Here is a 25,755-nt window from a genome sequence, read left to right as displayed (position 1 = left end):
TACCCTCGTGGAAACGGGAAAGTGAGGCCTGACGGGGCGGAATGGTCCGTTAATTACAAAACTCATGCGGCCGTCCAAACCGGAATATCAGGTAAATCCCCCGCGGTCGGGATTGCGTGATTTAACCGGTTTCCGGATTCTCCCAGAAGAGGGTGGACAGCCAGCTTTCGGCCAGTATTCAAGTAAAAACTGCCGCCAGCAGGAGCGGCCTCCATCCCGTACATTTGTGACTTCAAGGAGTGGTCGGATGGCCATGGACGAGTTCGGTTTGCACGCCGGTTTCCTGCGCGCGGCTAGGCAGTTCGCGGACCGCCCGGCGCTGGATGTGGAGGGGGGCGAGATCCGCTACCGGGATCTCTACGCCGCCAGTGCCAGCCTGGCTTCGGGCCTGCAGGCCGTCCTGCCCGCCGACGGGCCGCGGACGATCGGCGTCCTGGCCCAGCGCTCGCGCATCCTGTACCAGGGCCTTCTGGGGGTGCTGATGGCCGGGCACACGCTGGTACCCCTGAACCCGTCCTTCCCCCCCGAGCGAACACGGCGGATGGTCGATCTGGCCGGCTTGGGGGCCTTGGTCGTGGATGCCACGGGGATGCAGTCGCTGGATGGCTGGCTGGGGCCGGAGCATTCCGACTGTGCGATCTGGCTGCCGACCCGGGAGGACTGCGATGCCTTTCAGTCCCGCTGGCCCGGGCATGCCTTTTATGCCCTGGACGCGGCCTCGCCCCCCGAGGGATGGTCGCCGGCACGGGTCAATCCCGACGATCTCGCCTGTCTGTTCTTCACCTCGGGCAGTACCGGTGTACCCAAGGGCGTGGCCGTGCGTCATCGCAATGCGGCCCGGTTCGTCGCCATGTCGCGGGAGCGCTATGACCCTCTGGGGCTGAGCGAGAACGATCGTTTCTCGCAGTTCTACGACATTACCTTCGACTCCTCGATGTTCGACCTGTACGTGGGATGGGCCTACGGGGCGTGTCTTTGCTGCCCCTCCGCCCGCGAGTGGTTCAACCCCAACCGCTACATCGCCGACAAGACCCTGACCGTCATCGACATCACGCCGTCGGCCGGCCACGGCATGAGTCGCCGCAACGGCTGGGCCCCCGGCCGTTTCCCCCAGCTGCGGCTGTGTCGCTTTGGCGGCGAGGCCCTGTCGGCGGAACTGGCCAGGATCATGGCGGCCGCCGCCCCCAACGCCACGATCGACAATGCCTACGGGCCGACCGAGTGCACCGTCGATGCCTGTTTCTACCGTTGGGACCCGGCGCGTTCGCCTGCCGAGTGCACCCACGGGATGGCCCCCATCGGCTATCCGGGCAACCAGGTCGGGGTTCTTGTGGTCGACGAGGCCTTTCACGAGGTGCCGGAAGGGGGCGAGGGCGAACTCCTGATCAGCGGGCCGCAGGTCAGCGCCGGGTACTGGAAGGACCCGGAGCGCACCGCGGCCGCATTCATCCGGCTCGGGGACGACAGCACCCTGTATTACCGCACGGGCGATCTCGTGCGGCGCCCGTATCCCGGAGAGCCCCTGCAGTTCCTCGGACGCTTCGATCACCAGATCAAGATTGGCGGCGTGCGCATCGAGCTGGGAGAAGTCGAGCAGGCCCTGCGCGAGGCTGCGGCGACCGACCAGGCCGTTGCGGTCGGCTGGCCGCGTACCGCAAGTGGAGCCTCCGGCATCATCGCCTTTGTGGTCGCCGAACACCTGGACGTGGAGGCGATTCGTGAACGACTGAGGCAGCGGCTCCCCACCGTAATGGTGCCGCGGGAGATCCATCTTCTGGACGAACTGCCGCTGAACGCGAATGGCAAGGTCGATCGCAAGGTGCTCGTCGATATGCTGCAGGCGGCCGAAGCGTGAATAACCCAGCGCTTTCAGGCCCTGCCACTGCGAGGGCAGCGAGATGATGGATGCGCTGGTTCAGTTGCGCTCCTCCCTGCACCGGCATGGCTGGTGGCGCACCCTGGCCCTCATCCCGCGGAACGTCCTGTTCCGGCTGACGGACTTCGACCGCAAGCATGGCACCAATACGGGCATCCAGGCCGGGGACGACGCGGGTCTGCCGCAGGAGCACGAGGGATACGAGGGGGCCCCGCCGCGTCTGTTCCACAGGATCATCCGCTCCCTGGGCATCGCCCCCGCGCGCTATGCGTTCATTGATCTGGGGTCGGGCAAGGGAAAGGCGCTGCTGCTCGCATCGCATCATCCGTTTCGCCGGATCATCGGGGTCGAATACAACTCCCGCCTGGACGCGATCGCCGCCGCGAATGCGCGGATCTACCGGCACCCCGAGCGCTGCATGCACCGGATCGATACCGTCTGTGGCGACGCCGGCGCGTTCGGGTTGCCGCCGGGCGACCTGCTGATCTACCTGTTCAATCCCTTCAAGGCCGCGATCATGGAGCGCGTGCTCGCGAACCTCGAGAGCGCCCTGCAGGCCGACGGAGAGCGGGACGTGCTGGTCGTGTACCAGAACCCGACCCAGCGAAGGCTGCTGGACGAGGCCCCATTTCTGGAGCGCGTGGCCTACCGGGAGTACCGCACCAGGCGGCTGCGAAAGATGCCGATCGGCCGTGTCGCGGTTTATCGAAACCGCCGAGATTAGCTCCGGGCGAACAGGGCCTTCACCGTACTGGCCCCCAGATACCCCCAGGTCTTCATGCGTCCCGGTCGGCGCACCAGGGCCTGAAAGAACGCGCGCCGGGCGATCCGTGGGTCTCCCTCCCAGTAATGGTGGTAGCCGAAGGTGAAACAGGCATCACCCAGGCGCTCGCGGACCCGGGGCCAGGGGGTCTTTTCGCCATTGGGCCCCACCAGACCCCAGCGACCCAGCGCCCGCTGGACCACTTCGACCTCGTAGTTCACGTCCGGGTATCGGGTCATGCAGCCACGCCCGTGCAGGCGATAAAGGGCGGTGACCCGGTCCAGCTGGCGGTACTCGGTCAGTCGCGAGGCTCGAATCCAGTAGTCATAGTCCTGGCCGCGCTTGAGCTGCGGGTCGAACGGGCCGACCTGTTCCACCAGCTCGCGCCGCATCATCACCGTGATCGTATGCGGCAGGGATTCCATTAACAGCTGGTTGTACACCCAGCCCGAACCCTCTGGGACAATCTCCGGCACCTCGGTCACCGGAACCGGGGGATCGGCCAGGGTATGGGGCGGGGCGAACTGTCCGCTGGCATCGGGCTTCCACGCCAGAAAATCCGTGTGCACCAGGCCGATCTCCGGGTGCTGCTGCATGTACAGCACCTGGGCGGTCAGCTTGCCGGGTAGCCAGACATCGTCGGAATCGATAAAGGCGATGAAGTCGCCCTGGGCAGCCGCGATGCCGGTATTGCGGGCTACGGCCGCCCCCTGGTTCTGCTGGGTCAGCAGCGTCAGACGATCGCCATACCCGCGCAGGATCTCGACCGTCCCGTCGGTCGAGCCGTCGTCCACCACGATGAGTTCGATGCCGGGGTAGTCCTGATCCAGGACGCTGTCGACGGATTCGGCAATGTAGGCCGCCGTGTTGAAGGCCGGCATGATCACCGACACCAGTGGCTTGCGGGGGAGCCTCTCCGGCTCGGCCGGGAGTACGTTGTGCGCCAGGGAAGCTTCCATGGGCGGCATCATCCCGGGCTGGGCCCTGGCGCCTGGCGCAGCCAGTCATGCGTCCATGTCGCAACCTGGTCGCGCCATTCGCGACGGGAAAAGGTGTGGTTCGCGTCCGGCAGTTCGCGCAGGGTCACGCGAGGCTGTCGCAGCAAGCCGTCCCAGGCCGGAGCATGGCTGGCCACATCCCGAAACTCGGCGGCCGTCAGGTCCTCTCCGCTCAGGACCAGCAGGATCGGCCCGCGAAAGCGGCACCAGCCCTCGGCCATCCGGTCCGGCAGGGGCGCAGACGAAACATCGACGCGGCCCTCGTCGGTCGCAGCCGGGGATGCCCCGGTAGCACGGCCCAGTACCGTGCCGACCATCCGTCCCAGGGAGCGCAGGGAGGCCCAGGGGTTGAAACGCCCCTTCAGGGCGCCTGACCAGAAGTCGCGCGAAACAAGCCGCTGGAGGTAGTAGGTCTTCAGGTAGGCGCGGGCCAGGCCCTCGTCGGTGCGGACCCACGGGTTGGCCAGCACCAGGCCCGCCACCCGGGGGTCGCGCCAGGCATAGAACAAGGCAGCGGAGGCCGCACCGCACAGACCCCAGATCACGACCTCGCGCATTCCCGGCACCTCGGCCGAGAAGGTATCCATCGCCGCGCGCAGGTCATCGTGCACCTCTTCGTAATCGCGCTGGGCGCCGGACGCGTCGCCCATGCCGCGAAAATCGAAGCGGAACACCGGGATCCCCCGAGCCGCCAGGTCGCGGGCCAGGAGCAGAAACTGGCGATGACTGCCGACGCGATACTGCGGACCGCCCACGGCGATCAGGACGCCCCGTGCGGCCCCGGCGGCGCCAGGGTGAAGGATGCCGAGCAGCTCATCCCTGTCCAGCCGGAAGACGACCGCGCGCTCGTTCACGCCGCCTGCCCCAGGGATACCGTGTGTTCCAGGCAATCCATGGTGTGTTCCAGCAGGGCCGGGACCTCGAGGATGTCCGGCGCATTCCAGAAGGGTTCGCCGAGGACAACGGAGGCGTGAGCTTCCACCCCCTGCTCGCGCCACGCATCCAGCGTCCGGGTGCTCCCCGGGGACAGAGCAGCGCCCTCGCTGTCGCTGACCTCGAACCAGTACACCGGCCCGTGTGGCGGTGGTGCCAGGCGGGCTTTTGCCAGTGCCTCTGCCAGTGCTGGCGCCAGGGTATAGCCCGCGACCTCGATGGCCTCTCCCGCCTCCAGTCGGCCGCGCAACTGCCCCGTGCTTTCCTTCTCCCCGCCCATCATGGCGGCGGCCATGCGCAGGCGGAGGAATTGTGTCAGGTGCTGTTCGCCGTTGGTGACCGGTTGCCACAGCACGGTCGCCGCCACCGACGGGGCGCGTGTGGCCAGAAGCTCGCTGATCAGTAGGGCGCCCGCGCGCAGTCCCCAGAGGATCAGGGGGCCCTGGTCGTCGGATTTCGCCTCCAGGTGATCCAGGCAGCGCGCGAGGTCGTCGAGCCAGATCTCCCAGCGCGCATCGCCAAAATCGCCACCGCTGTCGCCGCAGCCGTACAGGTCCGGCAGCAGGACGGTGTACCCCTCGCGGGCCATGCGCCGGGCCTGCAGCGCCACCATGCGCCGGGCCTTGTTCAGCTCCTCGGCAAACGGGGGTACGAACAGGACCCGCCCGCGGGCAGGGGCCCGGGCGGCCGGGTGCAGGACATAAAAGATCGGTCCGGCGCAGCCCGGCAGGAAACCGGCGTCCATCTAGGCACCATTCTTGTGTTCAACGAAATCGACCAGGGCGCCGACGGTCTCGAAGGTCTCCGCACTGACGTCATCGTCATCGATCACGATGTCGAACTGTTCTTCCATCTCGTTGATCAAGGAAACCACCGCCATGGAGTCCAGTTCGGGGACCCCGCCCAGCAGGGGGGTGGAGCGGTCAAAGTGCTGGGCGCGGCCATTCAGGCCGAGGGCGCTGTCAAGCAAGGCCTTGATGTGCTCGAGCGTCGACATGATGCAGATCTCCTGTTCCCTGGTGGCGCATTCCACATACTTCCAGAAGCCCTATTGTGAAAGTTTGTGGCCGACAACTGGAGACCTTGCGGGTACCAAATAATCAATACTTTAAAGTGGTCGGCAGTCCCTCCATCATTGAGTTTTACCTTTTGCCGGCATTTTTGGTTTGCTGGAAGGTAAACGCGGAAACTTGAATATCGGCATGCCCACGGGAGCCATCACAGGCGGGCACTTGCTGCTGTTTCCTTGAACGCCGCTTCAGGCGACAGGAAGGCCAATGGCGGGACTATGTGGATGGTTTGGAGCGCCCAGGGGGGCGGCGGGCGATATCCTCGGCCTGCAGGAGGCGGGGCTCCCTTCGGTCCCGCGTGAGTCCAGCGCGCGCTGCGATGGCCCCCGGGGCGGGTGTCTGGTCCAGGGCGGCTGGGTGGCCCAGGCCCCGGATGGGCTGATCGCGGCCATCGCCGGCCACCCCCGGTGGCGGGAGCGCGGCCTGCAGCGCCTGGCGCTGGAGCAGTCGCCCGCCCATGCCTTGCTCGACGCCTACCGGCGTTTCGGCGATGCCCTGTTCAGCCAGGTGGCGGGGGATTTCGTGGTGGCGATCCTGGACCCGCAGCGGCCGCGCCTGCTCGCGGGCGTGGACCGCATGGGGCAGGCCTCGCTGCACTGGGCGGCGGTGCCGGGCGGGGTGGCCTTCGGGACAACGGCCGGCAGTGTAGTTCGCTATCCCGGTCTGAGCCGCGATCCGACCCCCTCGGGGCTTTATCACTATCTCTTCTTTCACATGCTGCCCGCACCGGTCAGTGTGTTCGCGGGCGTCGAGAAGCTGCGCGCCGCGCATTACCTGGACGGTCAGGCGGACACAATCCGCGTGAAGCCCTACTGGCTCCCGCATTTCCGCGAGGCGCGCATGGGCGATGCCGCCGAGATGGGGACGGCCCTGCGGGATCAGCTGCGCAATGCCGTCAAGCAGCAGCGGGAGACGCCGAAGCCGGGGGCCTTTCTCAGCGGTGGGCTGGACAGCTCGACCGTGGCCGGGCTCCTGGCCGAGACGACCCCCGAGCCGCCGCCGACCTTCAGCATCGGTTTCGATGCCCCGGGTTACGACGAGATGGAGTACGCCCGCATCGCGGCCCGGCACTTTGCGACCCAGGCGAACGAGTACTACGTGACGCCGGACGATGTCGTCGCCGCTGTCCCCCTGATTGCCGGCAGTTACGACGAGCCCTTTGGCAACTCCTCGGCGCTGCCTGCCTATTTCTGTGCACGCATGGCGGCACAGGCGGGCGTGACACGGATGCTGGCCGGCGATGGTGGCGACGAGCTGTTTGCCGGCAACGCACGCTATGCCAAGCAGGGCCTGTTCGAGCACTGGCAGCGCCTGCCACGCCCCTTGCGCCAGGGCATGCTGGAACCCCTGGCGACCCGCATCCCGCAGGGGGCCGGCTGGTTGAGCAAGGCGCGCCGCTACGTGGAGCAGGCGCGCATCCCGCTGCCCGATCGGCTGCAGACCTACAACTACCTGTATCACCTCTCGCCCACGGCGATGTTCGAGCCGGACTTTCTCTCGGCGGTGGATACCCAGGCCCCGTGGGATCTGATGCGCGAGATCCACGACCAGCCGGCGCATGCCTCGTCGCTGAACCGCATGATGTACCTGGACTGGCAGCAGACCCTGGCCGACAACGACCTGCGCAAGGTGACCCGCATGTGCGAGCTGGCCGGCGTGGATGTCGTCTTTCCGATGCTGGACGACGACGTGGTGGAGTTCTCCCTGGGCATCCCGTCCGACCAGAAACTGCGCGGGCAGCGGCTGCGCCACTTCTACAAGGAGGCGATGCAGGGCTTTCTGCCCGACGCCATCATCGACAAGAAGAAACATGGCTTTGGCCTGCCCTTCGGGGTGTGGATGCACGACCACGCGCCGCTGCGCGAACTGGCCTATGACAGCCTGCTGCGGCTCAAGGGGCAGGGCTTTCTGCGGCCGCAGTTCATCGACGAACTGATAGCGCTGCACCGCGACGGACACGCGGCCTATTACGGCGACATGGTGTGGGTGCTGATGATGCTGGATCTCTGGCTGCACGCCCCGCCGAGCGAGATGCCAGCCGAAGCGCGCGCCCAGGCGGGCGGTTACTGAACCCGACAGACCACGTGCCGGTGCTTGCCGCCGGCTTCCGGGGCGATCGCCTCGACCTGGCGGATTTCCACCGTCAAGGATTCCCCCAGGGCCTGTGTGAAGGCACGCCGCAGGCGCTGCTCCACGGTCTCGGCCAGGGGCTCGTCGAGGACCAGCAACAGCTCGACCCGGTCCGGCGCGTGCTGGATGATCTTGTACGAGCGCAGGCCCGCGATCTCGCGCAGGCAGTAGTTGAAATGACTGCCGTGCACCCAGCGGCCATCGAGCGCGATCAGGCCGTCGTTGGCTCGCCCCTCGATCTCCCGCAGCAGCGGCAGGCCGCGCCCGCAGGGGCAGGGCGCCGGGTCCAGCGCGCCACGATCACCGGTGCGGTAGCGGATGAAGGGATACTCCGGGCCCATCAGATTGGTGACCACGATCTGCCCGGTCTCGCCGGCCGGAAGCGGTCGCCCGGCATCGTCCAGGATCTCGACGATCAGCGCCTCGGCCGTCAGGTGCAGCCCGCCATGCGGGCACTCGCGTGCGATCAGGCCGGCATCCCGGCCGCCATACTCGTTCGCGACCCCACAGCCCAGTACGTCGGTGATGATCGCCCGCCACTCCGGGCGCAGGACCTCCGACGTGGTAAAGGCCACCCGAATACCCAGATCATCCAGGCGCCGGCCCTGTTCCCGCGCGTGTGCGCAGACCCGTGCCAGTACGGAGGGATAGCCGAAGATCATGCGCGGGCGGAACTCGCGAGTCTGGTCAATGATGGCATCGACCCGTGCCCGGTCGAGGTCGCGGGCCGGGACCAGGCGCGACCGCAGCACGCGGTCGCGCCAGGACCGCAGGCGATTCTGTACGTCGGTCTCGTTCGGTGCGCCCCACAGGACCAGCTCGCGATCGCCAATGTCGACGCCCCACCAGCGGGTCGCGCGCCACTTGGCGGCGATGTCCATCGCAATGCGCTCGCGCCCCAGCCAGAAGGCCAGCGGTTCGCCGGTCGAACCGCTGGTACGTTGCGCGACCAGGTGTTGTGCCCCGTCCGCTTGCCACTCATGGCCTGCCTGGCGCAGCACGGCCTTGTCGATGATCGGCAGGCGTTCAAGATCCGCAAGGCTCGTCAGTGCGCGGGGTGACCAGCCCTGGTCGGCGAACCACTGGCGGTAGAACGGTATCTGTTGGGCCACGCGTTCGAGCAGGAGCTGCAGGCGGGTCAGCTGCAGGTTCTCCAGTGCCTCGGGTGCCCACCACTGGGTCGCCTCCAGCGCCTTGCGCAGGCGCACCGTCGAGTGCCCCTTCAACCGCTCGTGCACGGGAAACGCGCCATGCGCGACCAGCGAGGTGTACAGCCCCATCTTCAGGCGCGCCGTGGCAGGCGATGTCCGACGGGCCCGGCGATCGTCTCGAAGGCCGCGACCAGTTCGGGGATCCGCACCCGCCAGTCATTCGCCCGCGCATGGGCCAGGATCGCCGCGCGGTCCCACTCGCGCCCCAGGGCCTCGTGGATCGCCGCGCGCAGTGCGTCATGATCCCCGTACGGGACGATCAGCCCCACCTGCTCCGAGGCGACGACCTCGGCGTTGCCCCCCACATCCGTGGTGACGATGGGCAGCCCGCAGGCCGAGGCCTCCAGGAAGACATTCGCCCAGCCTTCAAAGCGCGTGGCCAGCACGAACAAGTCCCCCGCGGAGTACACGAACCGCAGCTCGTCGGGCGCGACGGGCCCGAGGAACCACACCCGGTCCTGCAGCCCCAGTGCCTGGACCTGCTGGCGCAGCTCGGCCTCGTTGTTGCCCTCGGGGGTGCCGCCGCCGGCAATCACCAGATGCAGGTCCGGGTGCTGTTGCAGCAGTTCGGGCAGGGTCGCGATCACGCGGTGGAAGCCCTTGCGCTCGGACAGCCCCCCGACGGAGATCAGGAACCGCCCCTCGGCGGGCAGGCCCAGGCGCTGCCGGGCCTCGGTCCGGTCCTCCGGCTTGAAGCGGTCGAGATCGGCCCCGTTCCCCACGACCTGCACATGGTCGGGCTCGATGCCCCAGTCCAGCGCCTCGTCGCGCAGCGCCCCGGCCACCGAGAACACCCGCGCCGCATCCTCCAGCGCCCGGCGAATCTGCGCCCGGTGCAGCGGCCGGTCGCGGAAACGGTTCAGGCTGCCGCGCAGGGTGATGGTGCAGGGGCGGTTCAACCAGCGTGACAGCCAGCGCGCGGCGACCCCGTCGGGATAGATGAAATGGGCATCGATCACGTCGAAGCCGAACTCGCGCTGCAGCCGACGCATCAGGCGCAGACTGCCGAGCGCCTGAAAGAAGCCGTCGGTCCACTTGAACAGGCCCGGGATACACAGGAAACGAGGGTGGTAGACGTGAATCGACCCCTGCCGCTCGAAGGCCGGCAGCGGCGGTCGGGCGTGCGGACGCAGGCGTCCCAGCCAGTGCTGGAACGGGAACCAGGGCGCCGGGGCCACGACGACCAGGTCGAGATGTTCGGCGACACGGCGCATGCGCTCGCGCACGAACAGTCCCAGATTGGGTTGCGCCGCGTTCGGGTACACGCGCGTGAAGACCACCAGACGTGGGCGCCCGTCATCCGGCACGCAGCACCTCCGGCCGGGCCCGCAGCCCGTCGTAGACCGACTGGTAGCGTGCGACACTCGCCGCCCAGGTGCGCTCCTGTTCCACGAAACGCCGTCCGTTCTCCCGCACCCGTGGCCAGTGTTCGGGGTGCTCGAGCGTCTCCAGCACCCGGGTGGCCAGGGCCTCGGGGTTGTCGGCCGGGAACAGCCAGCCGGTCTCGCCATCCCGGATCAGCTCCCGGTGCCCGCCCACGTCCGATGCCACCAGCAGGCGCCCCTGGGCCATTGCCTCCAGTGGTTTCAGCGGCGTGACCAGGTCGGTCAGGCGCATCGAATGGCGTGGATACACGAGCAGGTCGACCAGGTCGTAGTAGCGCTGCACCTGGTGATGCGGGACGCGCCCGGTGAAGATGACGCGGTCCTGGATGCCGAGGCGTTCGGCCTGGGCCTTCAGGCGCTCGGCTTGCGGGCCGCCCCCGACCAGCAGGATGCGTACGTCGGGCGCCCGGGCCTGGATAAGCGGAAAGGCCTCGAGCAGGGTATCCAGTCCCTCGTAGGCATAAAAAGACCCGAGAAAGCCGAGCACACGGGCGTCACCCAGACCCAGTTCGGCCTTCAGGGCGGGATCGGGCTGACCGCCCAGGTGGAAGTCATCCGCGTCCACCGCATTGGGGATCACGGTGACCCGCTCGGCCGGGATGCCGCGCGCGATGATGTCGCGGCGCAGTCCCTCGCAGATGGTGGTGACATGCCCCACGCGCTTCAGGGCATAGGTCTCCAGCTCCCGCGTCAGGCGGTAACGCAGGCCATATTCGCGGGCGGTGCCATGGTCGACCGCGGCGTCCTCCCAGAATGCCCGCACCTCGTAGACCACCGGGATGCCCAGCCGGCGACCGGCACGCAGGGCCGGCAGGGCATTCAGCGCGGGCGAGTGCGCATGGATGATGTCGGGCGCGACCTGGCAGGCGACGCGGGTCAGCCGCTGGGTCAGTGCCTGCATCAACCCCCATTGCTCGATCCCCGGGATCGCGCTCGGGTTGTAGGCCGTGCGGTAGAAATGCAGGCCGTCGATCGTCTCCTCGTCCGCGTTCGCGCCGGTATGCTTGGGGCTGGTCAGATGACAGGTCTGCCAGCCCCTGCGGCGCTGCTCGCGCAGGATGGCCGCAGTGCGGAAGGTGTACCCGCTGTGCAGCGGGATGGAATGGTCGAGGACGTGGAGGATCTTCATGCCGCAGCCCTCGCTTCGTCGTCGGGCGCCGGGCGGGTCACCACGAGCCAGAATCCCAGGCAGCGCAGCGTGGCCTTGTCGAGCCCGCGAAATGGTTCGGCCAGATAAGGGGCCACTGCAGCCACATCCTCGTCCAGTGCCTCGGCCGTGGACTCGAGATGCCGAACCACGAGTCCTGCACGCTTGATTGCCTGCCGGTAGCGGTCCAGACGCCAGCGGTTCGGGACACCCTTGCCGGCATACATCCAGTGCCACAGGCCCACCGGCCAGGTGAGAAAGTCGAGCGGGTTTTCGCGGTGCAGGCCATGGCTCTTGAGGTCCACCTGATGGACCGCCAGCGCCCCTGGTTTCAGGGCGGTCGCCATGTCGCGAAAGGTCGCTTCCAGGTCATTGACGTGTTCCAGCACCGCGCGCGAATAGATCAGGTCGACCTCGGCGTTCAGGCCCGACAGCCCATCCCGGGTCACGCGGTATTCCAGCCGCTCGCTGCGAAACCCCGAGGCCGGATCGCCGGGGCGCTCGAAGCACGCGGCCGCCCGTTCGTGGGCCTCGGGGCCCAGGCCGTCCAGCAGGCACTGCAGGACCTCCAGCTGAAAGGGGCTGCGCTGCGACAGCGCAAAGCGGTCAACGCAGGTCACCCGGGCCGCGCCATGGGCCAGCATTAGCAGCGCCACGCCGGGCACGTCGCCGGGCCCGTACTCCAGCAGGTGCTTGTCGCGAAGGGCGTCCTCGATCGCCTCGGGCGGGACCCCCAGCTGATCGAAGTAGTCGAAGAAACAGGTGGTGAAGTACTGCGCCACGGATTCCGCCGTCTCCGCGCCACGGCCACGGCCGGTCTCGTGGGTCAGGCGTACGTAGAGCCTCGGAGCTCCCTGGGCCAGTAGGTTGCTGAGGATGGCACGAGTGGCACGCGAGGCATCGGCAACCGGGTGGCGTCCATACATGGCTAGGCTCCAGGCAGGACGCAGCCGCTGCGCGGGCTGGTCGGTTGCACCTTGTCCAGAAAGGTCTGGAACATCATCAGCGACCACAATGCCGCGCTGTGATCGCGCGCGCCCCGGCCGTGCTCGTCGACCAGACGCCTGAGGGTACGTTCGTCGAACAGCCCGGAATCACGCATCTGCTCGCCCAGCACCCGCTCGTGCATCGCCTCGCGCAGTGGCCCCCGGAACCAGTTGGCCAGGGGTACGGCGAAGCCCCGCTTGCGCCGATAGAGAATCGAGTGGGGCAGGTAGGGTTCCATCGCCTTTTTCAGGACCGCCTTGCCTTCGCCGTCGCGCAGCTTCAGTTCCGGTGCGAGCGTGGAGGCCCACTCCACCAGCGGGTGATCCAGCAGCGGCACGCGGACCTCCAGCGAGTGCGCCATGCTGGCGCGGTCGACCTTGGTCAGGATGTCGCCCGGGAGGTAGGTCTTGAGGTCCAGGTACTGCACCAGCGAGAGCGGGTCATCGGTCGGGGCCTGCCCGGCATGGGCGCGCAGCACCTCGACCGCCCCGTAGCCCTGCAGCTCGCGGCGGAATGCGGGCGAGAACAGAGAGTTGCGCTGCTCGTCGCGCAGCACCGACACGCCCTGGAAGTATCCCTCGACCGCATCCCGCGCTAGCGCCTGGAAGGTCGCCCGGGCGCGCAGCGGGCGCGGCGCCCAGTCCGCCTTGGGATAGACCTGGGCCAGGCTGCCGAACAGGACCCGCCGCAGGCCCAGGGGCAGCGGGTTGCGCAGGCGTTCCTCGGCGAGGTGGTGCCGATACCGGCGATAGCCCGCCAGGTTTTCGTCGCCCCCGTCACCGGACAGCGCGACCACGACCTGTCGGCGGGCCTGCTCACAGACGCGATAGGTCGGCAGGGCCGAGCTGTCGGCAAAGGGTTCATCGTAGAGATCGCCCAGGCGTTCCAGCAGGGCGAAGTCATTGGGGTCGACCTCGCGGTTGTGATGCTCTGTCGCGTAACGCTCGGCGACCTCCCGGGCATAGCGCGACTCGTCATAGGCGGGGTCGGCAAAGCCGATGGAACAGGTGCGCACGGGCTCGGTGGAGAGCCCGGCCATCATTGCCACCACGGCGCTGGAATCTACGCCCCCCGACAGGAAGGCGCCCAGCGGCACCTCGGCCACCATGCGGATGCGCACGGCCTCGCGCAGGCGTTCGGTCAACTCCTCCGCCGCCTCCGACATGCCGATGGGGGCGGTTGTCGCAAAGGGGACATCCCAGTACGCACGCGGGCTGGCGGCGGAGCGCTGGTTGCGCCGTACGGTCAGCGTATGCCCCGGTGGAAGCTTGTGGACGCCGCCCAGAATGCTGCGCGGCTCGGGCACATAGCCATACGCGAAGTATTCCTCTACCGCGCAGGGATCGAGCTCGCGTGTCTGCCCGGGATGGGCCAGCAGGACCTTGAGTTCGGAGCCAAAGATCAGCTGGCCATCCGGCAGCGTGCTGTAGTAAAGCGGCTTGATGCCCAGGCGATCGCGGGCCAGAAACAGGGTCTGGGTGTGGCGGTCCCAGAGGGCGAAAGCGAACATCCCGCGAAAGCGCTGGACGCAGTCCTCGCCCCATTCCTCCCAGGCGTGCACGATGACTTCCGTATCGCAGTGGGTACGAAAGCGATGGCCCGCCCGCTGGAGTTCATGGGTCAACTCCGGGAAGTTGTAGATCTCGCCGTTGTAGGTGACGACGACGCTTCCATCCTCGTTGAACAGTGGCTGCTGGCCACTGGCAAGGTCGATGATCGACAGGCGGCGATGCGCCAGCCCGACCCCGGGCTCCAGGTGGATACCGCCTTCGTCCGGGCCCCGGTGGAACTGGGTGGCATTCATGCCCTCCAGACAGGCGCGGTCAATCGGGCGCCGCCCGTGCAGATCGAAAATACCGGCGATACCGCACATGTCAGCGCCCCATCGTTTCGTGTTGTCGCCGGCGGCCCCTTGCCCGAACCGAGGGGGTTCGGGCGTTGGCCCTGTCCAGCAGGCTGTCGTAGACCCCGAGGTAGCCGGCCACCATGGCGTCCATGCTGAATGCGGCCTCGGCGCGAATGCGGGCCGCCTGTCCCATGCGCTTGCGGGTATCCGGACTGGCGAGTGCATTGCGGATGGCCTCGGCGAGGGCGGCCGGCGCCCCTGCGGGGACCAGGGCCCCCGTGTTTCCGGGGGTCACCAGGTCAGGATTGCCGCCAACGTCGGTCGCGATCACCGGAAGCCCGGAGGCCATGGCCTCGAGGATGGTGTTGCAGATCCCCTCGGCCAGAGAGGGGAGGACAAAGAGGTCCATCGCCCGCAGGCACTGCGGGATGTCCTCGCGGGCCCCCGGCAGCCATGCCTGTTGCGCGACTCCGGCGGCCTCCAGGCGCTGGCGGGCCTGTTCCCTCAGCGGGCCGTCTCCCACGATCACCAGGCGAAGACGGTCGAAGGGCACCGGGGTGTTTTCGCGCAGGGCAATGAATGCCTCTACCAGGTCCAGCGGGGCCTTCACTGCCTGCATCCGCATCACGCTCCCGATCACGATGTCCTCCGGGCCGGCAAAGCCCGGGGGCCAGGGGCCTGTGCGGGTGCCCTCGCGCGGGTGGAATCGCCCGGTATCCACCCCGTTACAGATGTGCGTCAGCCGCTCGGTTCCGACACCAACCCGTTGCTGCAGGTAGTTCATCTGATGGCGCGACAGGGCGATGTACCGGCCGACCAGGGGGCGCACCAACCGTCGCATGTAACGATGCTTGTCGCGGGAGCCATCAAGGTCGGCGATATCCCAGCCGTGCTCGCCATGTACCCGGGCGCGCACGCCGGCCAGGGCGGCGGTGACCTGCCCCTCCAGTGTTGCCAGATTGCGGGTGTGGACGATCGCGGGGCGCAGTTCGCGCAGCAGCCGCCACAGGCGCCGGTGTACGCCCAGGTCCTTGCCCTCGCGCTTGTGCAGGGCATGCAGGCTGATGTCCTCCCGCTGCAGGCGCTCGCTGAACCGCGTGTAGTCGGTCATGCAGATGATCGCGTGCCGGTAGCGCTCGGCGGGCATGTGGTTGAGCAGGTTGACCAGTCCGTTCTCCATGCCGCCGACATCCAGGCGATGGATGACATGGGCCACGCATGGGCGCGGGTCGGCGGCACTCCCCTTGGATGCCAGGGCGCTCATCGCTGGTTCACGTCCTGCAGCCGTTCCAGCACCTGCGGCATCGCGGCCTCCACATAGGCGCGTATCGCATCCTCGGCCTGCTGCGGTTCGTCGTGGTATTCGGCGTAGATTACGATCAGCGCGGCGTCGTCGCGCCCGCCCAGCAGTCGGCTAATGGCCTCGCGGGCCTTGACCTCGAAGGGCCGGGTGGTGAGATGCCCGTTCGCCCAGTACCACTGCCAGGCCACCATCTGCTGCTGGCGCCCGCGCAGCAGGACCCGCTGCGGATCGGGATAGCCCGCGACCTCCGCCTGGCCGCGCCGGGCCTGGCTCCATTCGGCCCGCTCCCGGCCCGCCAGCGTGTTGTGCCAGCCGAGCATGTTTCCGTGGCGCGCCTGTTCGCGGTAGAAGCCTACGTGCATGCCGACCTCCACCTGTGAATCGTTTACGACCCAGCCCCCGCGCTCCGCACGCATGAACTGGTAGCCGGGCTGCCAGCCGGGCCGCTCCCGAGCGGGCACGGCGGTCCAGCCGGAAGGAACGATCGGTCCGGTGCCCAGGCCCTGTATCGGGCCGAGATCCCGGGTGTCCATCCAGTGGGCATAGACGGGACCCAGTGTGACCACCAGCGCGGCGATCACGGCCATATGAGCAAAGCCCATGGCCCCGGTTTGCTGGGCTCGTGCCGGGACTCGGCGGGCGGGCTCCCCGGCTGCCCCATCCTCGCGCCAGAAGGCCCCGATCCAGAACATCAGAAAGATCACGACACCGAAGAAGACCCACCCGTAGATCAGGTGGTCGACGCCCGCGGCATACTCCATGTCGCTCAGGTGTCCGATCATCACGATCATGTAGGCGCGCAGGCCATTGGCGATGATCGGCACGATGATCGCGACACCGACAAAGGCCAGCCGCCGCCAGAGGCTGCGGTACATCAGATAGGCGTACAGCGTCCCCAGCGCGACCGACGCAATCAGATAGCGCACACCGCTGCAGGCCTCGATCACCGACCAGCGTCCGGTCGGCAGTTCGAAGTGCAGGCCGTCGCGGTAGATCGGTATCCCGGACAGTTGAACCGCCGCGACGGTGAACTCCGCGGTGAAGTCCATCAGCGGAGGCACCAGGAATTCGCCCAGCGGGACGGCGAACAGCAGGTAGGCCAGCGGGAACTGCAGGACGCGCACGACTGTGGTGCCCATGACCAGCCACACCAGGAAGGGGATCATCAGGGTTGCGGCGAACTGGCGCACCGAGATGACATCCACCAGCTCGCCCATGACCCAGGCGAGCCCCAGCAGCACGATCGGGACCAGCGCCAGGGGATAGGGGCGCGGCGATACAGCCGCCAGCTCGTCACGCTTGAGATAGACCAGAAACAGGACGATCGGTACGACCAGGAATCCATGCGCGAAGGTATCCGAACGCGCCCAGGTATCCACCATCGAGACGAATGTGGGCGCGAACACAACCAGCGTGGTCGCAATCAGGGCGGCCAGTGCCAGCACGGGCGCCCACCACCGTTGCACCAGCGGCTGGGACATCACAGTGGCCGGCGTGCTCATGCATCCCCCCGGGAGACGATCGCCTCGCCCTCGTGCGCCAGCCCGCTCTCGAGATAGTCGTGCAGGCACGCGAGGTTGCGGCCCCAGTCGTAGTCCGTGGTGATGCGTCGGCGGGCGCGGGCGGCCATCTCGGGATCGGGCTGTTCCAGGCACTGCAGGACCGCGCGGGCGAACACCTCGGGGTCGGTCTCGGCCTCGATCACCTCGTCATCGCGTACGGCGGTGATCCCCTCGAGCGCCTGCGGGGAGGCCACGACCGGCCGCGCCAGCGCCATGGCCTCGAGCACCTTGTTCTGGACTCCGCGCGCGATCCGCAGGGGCGCCACCGAAACCGCGGCACCGCCGACCCAGGGGCGCATGTCTTCCACTGGTCCCACGACCTCAACGCCCGGCTGGCGCTCCAGTTCGCGGACCTCCGGCGCGGGCCGGCTGCCGACAATGTAAAAACGCACATCCGGGTGAACCTGGCGAATGCGTGGCAGGACGGATTCCGCGAACCAGACCACCGCCTCCACGTTCGGCCAGTAGTCCATGGCCCCGCTGAACACGATCGGCTGGACCCGGTCCGGATAGGGGCCTTTCTTCGGGAGGTGCTGCGGGTCGAAGTACGCCGCATCGACGCCGTTGTTCAGTGCATGCACCCGCTCGGCACTCTCCGGCGCCAGGGCCCGAAATGCCGCGGCTTCGTCCGGTGATACGAACAGGCTGGCCTCGCTGCGCGCCGCGACCTGTCGTTCATAGCGCAACAGCTGGCGTCCTTCGCGGCGGTAGATCGCGCTCATCGGCCAGGGCTTGCTGGCGGCGTACTGGGTCCACTTGTCGGAGTCGACATCGACGAAGTCCACCACCCGCGTCAGGCGGGCCCGGGGCGGGAGGTATTGCGCCATGGCCGAGGAGAACACCAGAGCGCGCGAGATCTCCTGCTGCTCCAGTACCCGGTCGACCCAGCGCTGCAGTTCCGAATCGCGATACCAGGGGAGGGTCAGCGGCTCCTGTGTCAGCAGGCCGCGCAGGGCGCGCCATTTTGCGCGCCCCGGCGAGAGCGGGCGCACGCAGACGCCCGCGCAGCAGCGCTCCAGCTCTTTGACGTAGGCCGCATCGGCCGGGTCGTCGATAAAGGTGCCCAGGTAGACCCGGTAGCGCCGCGTCAGATCGCGCAGGATATGGTACGAGCGAATCTTGTCGCCCTTGTTGGGCGGCCACGGGATTCGATGGGTCAGATAAAGTACGGCATCCATTGCAAGCTCACCCGCTGCTGCGGTCGAAACGGAAGCCCCAGTGCGACCCGTCCCCGGGTGTGCTGGGGTGTTTAATAACGGTCACGAGCACTACCCGAGATTGCGGGACAGCCAGGGCCCCACCCGGTTGGCCACCGCCAGCGGCAGTCGCTGCCACGCCTGGATGAAGTAGCGGTACTTCGGGTTGAGCGGGTTCACGTCGGGCATGGCCCGGGCACGCACCAGGTCGTACTCGTAGTACAGGGGCTGGGGCTCGAAGCCCCAGTTCTTCTTGAAGCTGAATGACCCGGTATCGCGCTTGCTGCGGCCAAAATCGAAGAGGCGCAGACCCGACTCGCAGGCCCGGCGCATCACCTCCCAGTACATGAAGTCATACCCGGCCACCTCGCGGGCGCGCGGCGTGCCGCCGCCGTAGTAGGGCAGGACCTGGTCGCGGAAGTAGAAGTTGAGCACGCTGGCCACAGGGGTCCCCGCGTCGGTGACGGTCAGGATCCGGCAGTCGTCGCCGAACACGGTGCGCAGGATGCGGAAGTAGCGCCGGCTGAACACGGGCGTCCCCATGCGATGCACGTTGGCCGCATAGATCGGGAAGAATCGCTCGATGTCCCGGTCGATCTCGCTGACCAGGCCGGCCTTGATGCCCTTGCGCACCATGCGCCGCTGTTTGCGCGGGATCGCCTCCAGGTTCTCTTCGACCTCTTTCGCCATCTCCTTGCGAAAGGTCACATACAGGTGCTTGGTCGGTCGGTCCGGGTGGTAGGGCGCCATATGGCGGTACTCGAGATAATCCACCTTGTATTGCTGCGCGAGCTCCCGGGCCCGGTTGTCCAGGGCCACGAAGGCCTCTTCGGTGCGCGCGGCGATGCCGCCGTACACACAGAACGGCAGCGAAACCAGGGAATGGCCGAACAGAAAGCTGCGCACGCGCGCCAGGGGCAGGACACCCTCGATCCCGTTCGGGCCTTCGGCAAACAGGAAATGGGTCGAGTGCCCGAAGGCCTGTTCGATGACCGTCTGCCAGCCCGCGCGATGGAAGAACGTCGCCACCGGGCAGGTCTCGACAAAGGCATCCCACCGGGCAACATCGGCAGGCGTGAGGTCCTGGACCCGCAACGCGGTCGCGCGCGTGGTCGTGGGTCGCTGGTCAGTGGACTTGAGCATGGCTGTTCGCTGTCGTCGGGGTTGGCGGCGCCGGGCTGGCGAGGAGGTGGGCAAAGACCTGGTCCATGCGGCCCCAGCGGAAGTCCTGCAGCAGCCGCTGCAGTCGACGTTCCGTACGCCCGAGGTTGAGGTAGTGACGAAAACGCGTCCTGGCGCTCACGCCGGGGACACGCGGTTGTCCGGGATCGATCTCCCAGGGGTGGAAATAGAACACCCCGGACAAACAGTCTTTGTTATTGATCCTCCGTAACGCCTGGCGGGAGACCGCATAGGGCAGCAGCCGAAAGTAGCCGCCACCGGCCGCCGGCAGATTGCGGCCAGCCACGCGCAGGGTGGCCGGGGGTAGTTCCAGCACGCCCTGGGGCCCACGCGGGCGATAGGGGTGGCGCGGCGCGCTCGGCGTGCCGTAGTGATCGTGCTGGACCGGATAGATGCTCGAGCTGTAGGTGTGGCCCGTTTCGGCCAGCAGGTCGAGCGCCCACAGGTTGCCCTCGCCGATCGAGAAGCTGGGGGCGCGATAGCCGCGCACCTCGACACCGGCGATGTCTTCCAGGATGGCCTTGGCGCGGACGATGTCCGCGCGAAATGCCTGAGGCTCCAGTTCGGTCACCCGCTGGTGCCCGTAACCGTGGCTGGCCAGCTCGTGCCCGGCGTCGACGATTCGGCGCACCGCCTGGGGATAGCGCTCGGCGATCCAGCCAAGGGTAAAGAAGGTCGCGCGCACGCGGTGATGATCGAACAGCGCCAGGATCCGCTCGAGGTTGTACTCCACGCGGCACTCCTGGCTCTCCCAGCAATGGCTCGGGAAATGCGGCGCCAGGGCCGAGACCTGAAAATAGTCTTCGACATCGACGGTCAGGGCATTGGCTACGGTGGGCGGTGCGGACGGCATGGCGGTTTCCCCGGCACTAGTGCCGGGCGAGCTCCTTGTGGTCGAGGCCCGAAAACTTGTCCAGCGAGTCCAGGGCGTCGAGGATGCGCTGCGACTGTCGGTAGTTGATCGCCAGGGCGTGCTCGATCCGGTCCAGGCGTTTTTCCATCGCCTCGTAGCTGTCCTCCAGACGGATCAGGGTCAGCTCGTTGGCAACGGCGCGTTCGGTATCGATCACGCCATTCACGGCGTTCCCGGGTTTCGGCTCGGCCGTCTCCTGCTGCGCGCCAAAGTCCTCCTCGATCTCGTCGATCACCCGGCGGGCCTCGTCGGCGTCGAGATCGTAGCGCTCCTCGAGATAGCCCATCAGCAGCAGGCGGTCGCACAGGGTGTTCACCTTGCGCGGGATGCCGCCGGTGAACTCATGGATCACGGGCCAGATATCGGTGGCGAAGTGGGGCGTTCCCTCCCAGCCCACGCGCGACAGGCGGTGCTCGACGTAGGCCCGGGTGTCGCCCTCGTCCATCGGGCCCAGGTGATAGGTGGCGATCACCCGCTGGCGCAGCTGCTGCATGTTTTCGCTGCGCAGGATGTCGCGAAATTCGGGCTGGCCCAGCAGGAAGCTCTGCAACAGCGGCCCGTCAACGCCCTGAAAATTGGACAGCATGCGCAGCTCTTCCACCGCATCCATGCTCAGGTTCTGCGCCTCGTCCACGACCAGCAGCGCGCGCTGCCCGCGTGAACGCGTGTTCAGCAGGAAGCGCTCCATGTGGCGCAGCTGGCTGGCCTTGTCGTCGCCGGTTCCTTCCAGGCCGAAGGCCAGGCACACCGAGCGCAGCAGGTTCTCGGCATCCAGCTGAGTGCTGACCAGTTGTGCCGCGAGTACCCGCTTGGTGCCGAGTGTCTCGAACAGGCTGCGCACCAGGGTCGTCTTGCCGGCCCCGACCTCGCCGGTGATGACGATGAAACCCTCCTGCTGCTGCACGCCGTATTCGAGGTAGGCCATGGCCCGCCGATGGCCCTTGCTGGCGTAGAAGAATTTCGGGTCCGGGCTGAGGGCGAAGGGCTTGCCCTGCAGCCCATAGAAGTTCTCGTACATGCTCAGAACTCCATGGTGATCAGCGCGATGATCGAGTTTTCCCGGTATTCGTTGACCCGGCTGTTCGAATCCCGCTGCTGATAGCGATAGGCCAGGCTGCCCCGCAGGTCCGGGGCGAACTGGCGGTTCAGGCTGGCGCGGAAGTAGAAGAAGTCGTCTTCGCGGTCGCTGCCCAGAAACTCCGTGCGCGAGACCCCGGAGCTCAGCTCCGTGGTGGTGCGCGGCCCCAGTGTCAGCTCCCAGAAGGCGATCACGCCGGTGCGGCGATTGTCGTCCTCGAAAATGCCGGCACCGGTGTCGAACTCGGCCTCGCGTCGGGTCTGGTAGCCGGTAACCCCGAACACGCTGCGCCCGGTATCGTAGCGCCAGTTCGCACGGGCACTGCGTGTCAGATAGAACCCCTCGATCAGCGCTTCTTGCGTAACCAGCGCGCTCGTGAACAGTAACTGGAGCTCTTCGAAGGTGTACTGGTCGAAGATCTCCTCGAACGTCATGCCCTCCAGTTCGGCCAGTTGGGACACGTCAAGGAACATGAATTCGCGCCGATCGCGGGTCGAGCTGATGCCCTCGGAATAGCTGACGCCGTAGCTGGCGCGGCGGCTGCGGTGTGTCGCGCTGAGGGCTCGTGTTGTGCCGAAGAAGCGTTCGCCATAACGTGCCTCGACGGAGGTCACCGGTGTCGGGGTCCAGCCGACACCGACCTCCCAGAAGCTGCCATCGTCGTCGTCGCGCAGGGTTTCGTAGTCGTTGAACTCCTCGCCCACGACGCCAAATACGCGCAGGGTGCGGCCAATGTTGTACCCGAGGGTTGCGCTGATCTCGCTGAACTCGCCCTCCAGCCCGTCTTCGTACTTCAGCCGGTCGTAGAAGCCCGCCAGCTGCCAGAACACGCGATCAAAGGTCGGGCCGCTGTCCAGGGTGTATTCCGCGCGGTTGCCGGTGCTGCTGGCCCGGTTGCTGCGGTGGTAGTGCCGCTCGTCGTAGGTGTAGCGAATGTCCTGGCGGGCAAAGGTGCCGAACTCGTTCTGCAGGTTGGGCGACACGCTGTAATACGAGGTCTCCTCGATGTTGCTGCGTGGCGTGCTGCCGCCGATGCCGACCGGGTCCAGCAGCGAGGTGGCCTGTTCCCGGCGCGAGGCGGTCACGTCGACAAAGAACGTGTCCTCGATGACCTCGGTCTGGTTGCGGGCGCGCAGCATGTGGGTCGTGCGGTCTTCGCTCGACTCGGACAGGTGGGTGCGATGGTTGAGCTGGTAGTCCACGCGGGTGTCATTGCGCACGCCGTCCCGGCGCAGGGTGAAGCCGGGGCGCGCATGCCCGATCAGGTCCGCATCCTCCTGCCCGCGGGGGGCCAGGCGGACGTTGTCGGTCGCCTCCACCCCCACCGTGACTCGCGGGGTGAAGTCCCACTCGGTGGCCAGGCCCGAGGCGGGCAGCGCCAGCGTGCCGCCGCCCAGCACGGCGATCAGACAGATCGCCCGGCCGTTCCGTACCGGGGCCTCCCTGCGGTGTGTGACCCGCACCCGTCCCTGGTTAGTGCTCATGGCTCACCTCCCCGTACGGGCGCTCGTGATAGTAGCCCGTGCCATAGCCAAGCCCCGGGGTGGAGGGCGCTCGGTTGAGTGCAGTCAGGACCACATCGCAGCCGGCGAGCTGCTGCATCGCGTTCTCCACGGAGGCGGCCGGGGTGCGCTCGGCGTCGACCACCATCACGACCTGTCCCATCCCGGCGGCCAGCACGCCCGGCTCGCTGGTGGCCAGTAGCGGGGGGGAATCGAACAGGATGATGCGGTCCTGATAGCGATCGTGAAGTTCGTCCAGCAAGGCCCGCATCCCGTCACTGGCAAGGATCTCGGTGGATCGCCCGTGCGGGCGCCCGGCGGGCAGCACCGAGAGGTTCTCGATGTTGGTCCGCATCAGGACATCGGGGATGCCAAGGTCCGGCTCCGTGAGGACATCCATCAGCCCGCGCTCGGCCTCGAACCCGAGGACCCTCGGAACGGTCGGCTGGGCCACATCGGCGTCGACCAGCAATACCGTGCGGTCGACCTCCATCGCCATGCTGATCGCCAGGTTGGTGGTCAGAAAGGTCTTGCCCTCGCGTGGCAGCGAGCTGGTCACCATGATCAGCCGCCCGCGGGGTATCCGCATTGCGGAGTGGCGCCCGAACGCGTTGTTCAAGAGCGGCCGCTTCATCATGCGGATCTCTTCGGCCAGGGTGGAGCGCTGGTCGCCAGGCACGATCAGCCCCTGCCGCCGCAGGTGTCCGAAGTCGATGCGAGCTGCCGCCGAGTGCTCGCCGTGCCCGGATGCCGGGGCCTCCGTGCCCCCCGCTTCCCGGTCCGTGTGTCCGGATGCTGCGTCGGCGGGCAGGGGCTGTATGGGAGCCGACCGGCTCTTGTCGAGGGCTTTTTCAATGATGCTCATGAGCGTCTGGCTCCCCTTGCCGTGCGCCGGCCCGCAGGGCCCGCGCCTCCATGGAACAAATGCATCCCGGTCCCTGATGCGTTGCGTGCGATACACCGGGCCGATGGCCGCGGCCGTTCATCGCAACAGGCTCAGCAGTTCGTCGAGAACACCGGCCGATCCGGTGAGGTAAAGACCCATGACCACGGCATACACCAGAAGGAGGGTGGCCAGGGCGATTGAAAAGGCCGACAGCTCCAGCCTGCGGCGGCGCCGTATCTGGGGTGTGCGTACGGCCGAGATGGTGCCCAGAACCGGGCGACCGGCGATCTCCGCGAGCTGCCGCCGATTGCTGACCGTCCGCCGCAGCTGTGAAAGCAGGAAGGCGAAGCCCGTGCCCGCGCCCAGACCGACCAGCAAGATGCCGGTGGCCATCAGTGGGCGGTCGGGTGCCGAGGGGGCTGTCGGTCGGCGCGGCGGCTCGAGGACGCGGAAATCGACCGAGTCGGTTTCCGACTCCACCGCGCCCGACATGATCGCCTGTTCGCGGCGGCTCTGGAGCTGGCGGTAGGAGTCGCGCAGTACGTCGTAGTTGCGGGTCAGCGCGGTCAGCTCCGACTCCACGGCCGGAGCGCGGTCGACATCCTGTTCCAGCCGCGCGACCCGCGCCTGGAACTCTTCGATCCGGGTCTCCAGCATCGCGATCTCGCTCTCGGCGTCGGTGATCGCGGCCTGCAGCGCGTCGCCACCCCCGGTCGCCCCAATGGGTACGACCGCCGGGTTGCGCGCGTAGTCGGCGGCTTCGCGCGAGCGGCGCTCTTCCAGCTCCGAGAGGATGCGCCTTGCGGCGACGATGTCGGGGTGGTCGTCGGTGTAGCGATGCCGCATGGCATCGATGTTTTCCTGCAGGTCGTTGATCCGGCGGTCCAGCTCCGGGTTGCGGTACTGCGCCCTCACCGTGCCGCCACCCGACCGGCTCTCCTCGGCACGGCGCTGCAATGCGGCCAGGCGGCTGTGGGCCTCGCGCAGTTGCAGCTCTGCCTGGGCCACCTGTTCGCGGCCGCGTTCCAGGCGCGAATAGAAGTTGCCGTCGCCGCTGATAAAGCGCGCATTCTGCCGCTTGAAGTCTTCGATCTCGGCTTCCCTGGCCTGCAGCTGGCGCTCGTAGATCTCGATCTGGCGCTCGATGAATCGCTGCGAGGTGCTCAGATCCAGGCGCGAGTCGCCCAGGCCGCGCTCCATGAACAGATTCACCGTCTCGCGGACCACGCGCTCGGCCACATCAGGATTGCTGTGGCGAAAACGCACAGTGAAGATGTTTTCGCGCCGTTCGCCGTCCAGGGTCAGCCTGCTGCGCAGCAGGCTGACCTGCGCGTCGAGGTCGGCACTACCCATGTAGACGTCCAGGTCGCTTTGCCGGGCGATGGTCTCCAGGTTGTCGCGGCTGAGCAGGGTGCGCGTCACCATCCGCAGCCGCTCTTCTGTATCCGGGCGCACCGTCATCCCGCGCAGCAGCGGGTTCAGGACGGACTGAGTGTTGACGAATACCTGCGCATTAGCCTGATAGGTATCCGGGAGGCTCTGGATGTAAGCCCATCCGCCCAGACACACAATCCAGGCAATCGGCAGAATCCACCAGCGGCGGCGCCAGGTGGCGCGCGCCCGCTGAACAAAATCCTGAACAATCTTTTCCATTTCTTGTTGCCCCCTGTTAAACCCTTTGACGTTCAATGACGCCTTGTGGGTCTTCGAACGGAGTAACAGTTCTCCGGTAAAAGGGTTCCCCGCAAGGTCGATTGGCACCTTGCTTGAGCCCCACCTCGGGAGAC

21 protein-coding genes are annotated in these 25,755 nt (G+C 67.3%); 3 read left to right on the top strand and 18 right to left on the bottom strand.

From position 1 onward, the window contains the following. Positions 1 to 247: 247 nt before the first annotated feature. Positions 248 to 1,855 carry an amino acid adenylation domain-containing protein gene (locus F466_RS0101695; protein ID WP_018139517.1) on the top strand — a complete coding sequence of 536 codons (1,608 nt, stop codon included), beginning with the start codon at positions 248 to 250 and terminating at the stop codon, positions 1,853 to 1,855. Between the two features lie 43 nt (positions 1,856 to 1,898). Next, a complete protein-coding gene (locus F466_RS0101690) occupies positions 1,899 to 2,600 on the top strand; it encodes a class I SAM-dependent methyltransferase (protein ID WP_018993310.1) in 702 nt (233 codons plus the stop codon). On the opposite strand, the gene F466_RS0101685 is transcribed toward F466_RS0101690, so the two are convergent. From F466_RS0101685 to F466_RS0101670, 4 genes are read right to left on the bottom strand one after another with little or no spacing between them, the layout of a single operon-like run. Beyond that, positions 2,597 to 3,598, bottom strand: coding sequence for a glycosyltransferase (locus tag F466_RS0101685; protein WP_018139515.1), 1,002 nt, complete (start codon positions 3,596 to 3,598; stop codon positions 2,597 to 2,599). The two genes, F466_RS0101690 and F466_RS0101685, sit on opposite strands and share 4 nt — an antisense overlap. An 8-nt stretch (positions 3,599 to 3,606) precedes the next feature. Then, positions 3,607 to 4,491 (bottom strand): hydrolase 1, exosortase A system-associated, encoded by an 885-nt coding sequence (locus F466_RS0101680; protein WP_018993309.1) that lies wholly within the window; start codon positions 4,489 to 4,491, stop codon positions 3,607 to 3,609. Further along, on the bottom strand, positions 4,488 to 5,315 hold the full coding sequence (locus F466_RS0101675) for a hydrolase 2, exosortase A system-associated (protein ID WP_018993308.1): 828 nt from the start codon (positions 5,313 to 5,315) through the stop codon (positions 4,488 to 4,490). The genes F466_RS0101680 and F466_RS0101675 overlap by 4 nt, the downstream gene beginning before the upstream one ends. After that, positions 5,316 to 5,567: an acyl carrier protein gene (locus F466_RS0101670; RefSeq protein WP_012983883.1), complete on the bottom strand. Its 252-nt coding sequence runs from the start codon at positions 5,565 to 5,567 to the stop codon at positions 5,316 to 5,318. Between the two features lie 430 nt (positions 5,568 to 5,997). Here F466_RS0101670 and F466_RS0101665 point away from each other — a divergent pair, with 430 nt between their 5' ends. Then, positions 5,998 to 7,710, top strand: a complete 1,713-nt coding sequence (locus tag F466_RS0101665) for an asparagine synthetase B (protein WP_018993307.1) — start codon at positions 5,998 to 6,000, stop codon at positions 7,708 to 7,710. Here the strand turns inward: F466_RS0101665 and F466_RS0101660 are convergent. From F466_RS0101660 to F466_RS0101595, 14 genes are all read right to left on the bottom strand, one after another. Further along, positions 7,704 to 9,050, bottom strand: a complete 1,347-nt coding sequence (locus F466_RS0101660) for a phenylacetate--CoA ligase family protein (protein WP_018993306.1) — start codon at positions 9,048 to 9,050, stop codon at positions 7,704 to 7,706. The two genes, F466_RS0101665 and F466_RS0101660, sit on opposite strands and share 7 nt — an antisense overlap. Positions 9,051 to 9,052: 2 nt before the next feature. Further along, a complete protein-coding gene (locus F466_RS0101655; RefSeq protein WP_018993305.1) occupies positions 9,053 to 10,288 on the bottom strand; it encodes a glycosyltransferase in 1,236 nt (411 codons plus the stop codon). Further along, positions 10,278 to 11,495 (bottom strand): TIGR04063 family PEP-CTERM/XrtA system glycosyltransferase, encoded by a 1,218-nt coding sequence (locus tag F466_RS0101650; protein WP_018175010.1) that lies wholly within the window; start codon positions 11,493 to 11,495, stop codon positions 10,278 to 10,280. The genes F466_RS0101655 and F466_RS0101650 overlap by 11 nt, the downstream gene beginning before the upstream one ends. Beyond that, positions 11,492 to 12,439: a methyltransferase domain-containing protein gene (locus F466_RS0101645; RefSeq protein ID WP_018175009.1), complete on the bottom strand. Its 948-nt coding sequence runs from the start codon at positions 12,437 to 12,439 to the stop codon at positions 11,492 to 11,494. The genes F466_RS0101650 and F466_RS0101645 overlap by 4 nt, the downstream gene beginning before the upstream one ends. 2 nt (positions 12,440 to 12,441) lie before the next feature. Next, positions 12,442 to 14,373, bottom strand: coding sequence for an XrtA/PEP-CTERM system amidotransferase (locus tag F466_RS0101640; RefSeq protein WP_018993304.1), 1,932 nt, complete (start codon positions 14,371 to 14,373; stop codon positions 12,442 to 12,444). A 1-nt stretch (position 14,374) separates the two neighbouring features. Next, positions 14,375 to 15,610 carry a TIGR03088 family PEP-CTERM/XrtA system glycosyltransferase gene (locus F466_RS0101635; RefSeq protein WP_018993303.1) on the bottom strand — a complete coding sequence of 412 codons (1,236 nt, stop codon included), beginning with the start codon at positions 15,608 to 15,610 and terminating at the stop codon, positions 14,375 to 14,377. Then, positions 15,607 to 17,151 (bottom strand): exosortase A, encoded by a 1,545-nt coding sequence (xrtA, locus tag F466_RS0101630; RefSeq protein WP_018139505.1) that lies wholly within the window; start codon positions 17,149 to 17,151, stop codon positions 15,607 to 15,609. The genes F466_RS0101635 and xrtA overlap by 4 nt, the downstream gene beginning before the upstream one ends. Next, positions 17,148 to 18,389: a TIGR03087 family PEP-CTERM/XrtA system glycosyltransferase gene (locus F466_RS0101625; protein WP_018993302.1), complete on the bottom strand. Its 1,242-nt coding sequence runs from the start codon at positions 18,387 to 18,389 to the stop codon at positions 17,148 to 17,150. The genes xrtA and F466_RS0101625 overlap by 4 nt, the downstream gene beginning before the upstream one ends. Before the next feature lie 90 nt (positions 18,390 to 18,479). Further along, the gene (locus F466_RS0101620) at positions 18,480 to 19,550 is read right to left on the bottom strand and encodes a FemAB family XrtA/PEP-CTERM system-associated protein (protein ID WP_018993301.1); all 1,071 of its coding nucleotides are present in this window, start codon (positions 19,548 to 19,550) and stop codon (positions 18,480 to 18,482) included. Continuing rightward, positions 19,534 to 20,442: an XrtA system polysaccharide deacetylase gene (locus tag F466_RS0101615; protein ID WP_018993300.1), complete on the bottom strand. Its 909-nt coding sequence runs from the start codon at positions 20,440 to 20,442 to the stop codon at positions 19,534 to 19,536. Before F466_RS0101615 ends, F466_RS0101620 begins: the two co-directional genes overlap by 17 nt. Before the next feature lie 16 nt (positions 20,443 to 20,458). Further along, the gene (locus F466_RS0101610) at positions 20,459 to 21,520 is read right to left on the bottom strand and encodes an XrtA/PEP-CTERM system-associated ATPase (protein WP_018993299.1); all 1,062 of its coding nucleotides are present in this window, start codon (positions 21,518 to 21,520) and stop codon (positions 20,459 to 20,461) included. Positions 21,521 to 21,522: 2 nt separating this feature from the next. Next, on the bottom strand, positions 21,523 to 22,980 hold the full coding sequence (locus tag F466_RS0101605) for a TIGR03016 family PEP-CTERM system-associated outer membrane protein (RefSeq protein WP_018993298.1): 1,458 nt from the start codon (positions 22,978 to 22,980) through the stop codon (positions 21,523 to 21,525). Positions 22,981 to 23,053: 73 nt separating this feature from the next. Further along, positions 23,054 to 23,947, bottom strand: a complete 894-nt coding sequence (locus F466_RS0101600) for an XrtA-associated tyrosine autokinase (RefSeq protein WP_018139499.1) — start codon at positions 23,945 to 23,947, stop codon at positions 23,054 to 23,056. Positions 23,948 to 24,064: 117 nt separating this feature from the next. Further along, positions 24,065 to 25,621 carry an XrtA system polysaccharide chain length determinant gene (locus tag F466_RS0101595; protein WP_018139498.1) on the bottom strand — a complete coding sequence of 519 codons (1,557 nt, stop codon included), beginning with the start codon at positions 25,619 to 25,621 and terminating at the stop codon, positions 24,065 to 24,067. Positions 25,622 to 25,755 lie beyond the last annotated feature (134 nt).

Source organism: Thioalkalivibrio sp. ALgr1, from assembly GCF_000378285.1.
Taxonomy (GTDB): domain Bacteria; phylum Pseudomonadota; class Gammaproteobacteria; order Ectothiorhodospirales; family Ectothiorhodospiraceae; genus Thioalkalivibrio.
Note: the sequence above shows the minus strand (reverse complement) of the source record. Positions and strands in the feature narration are given on the sequence as shown.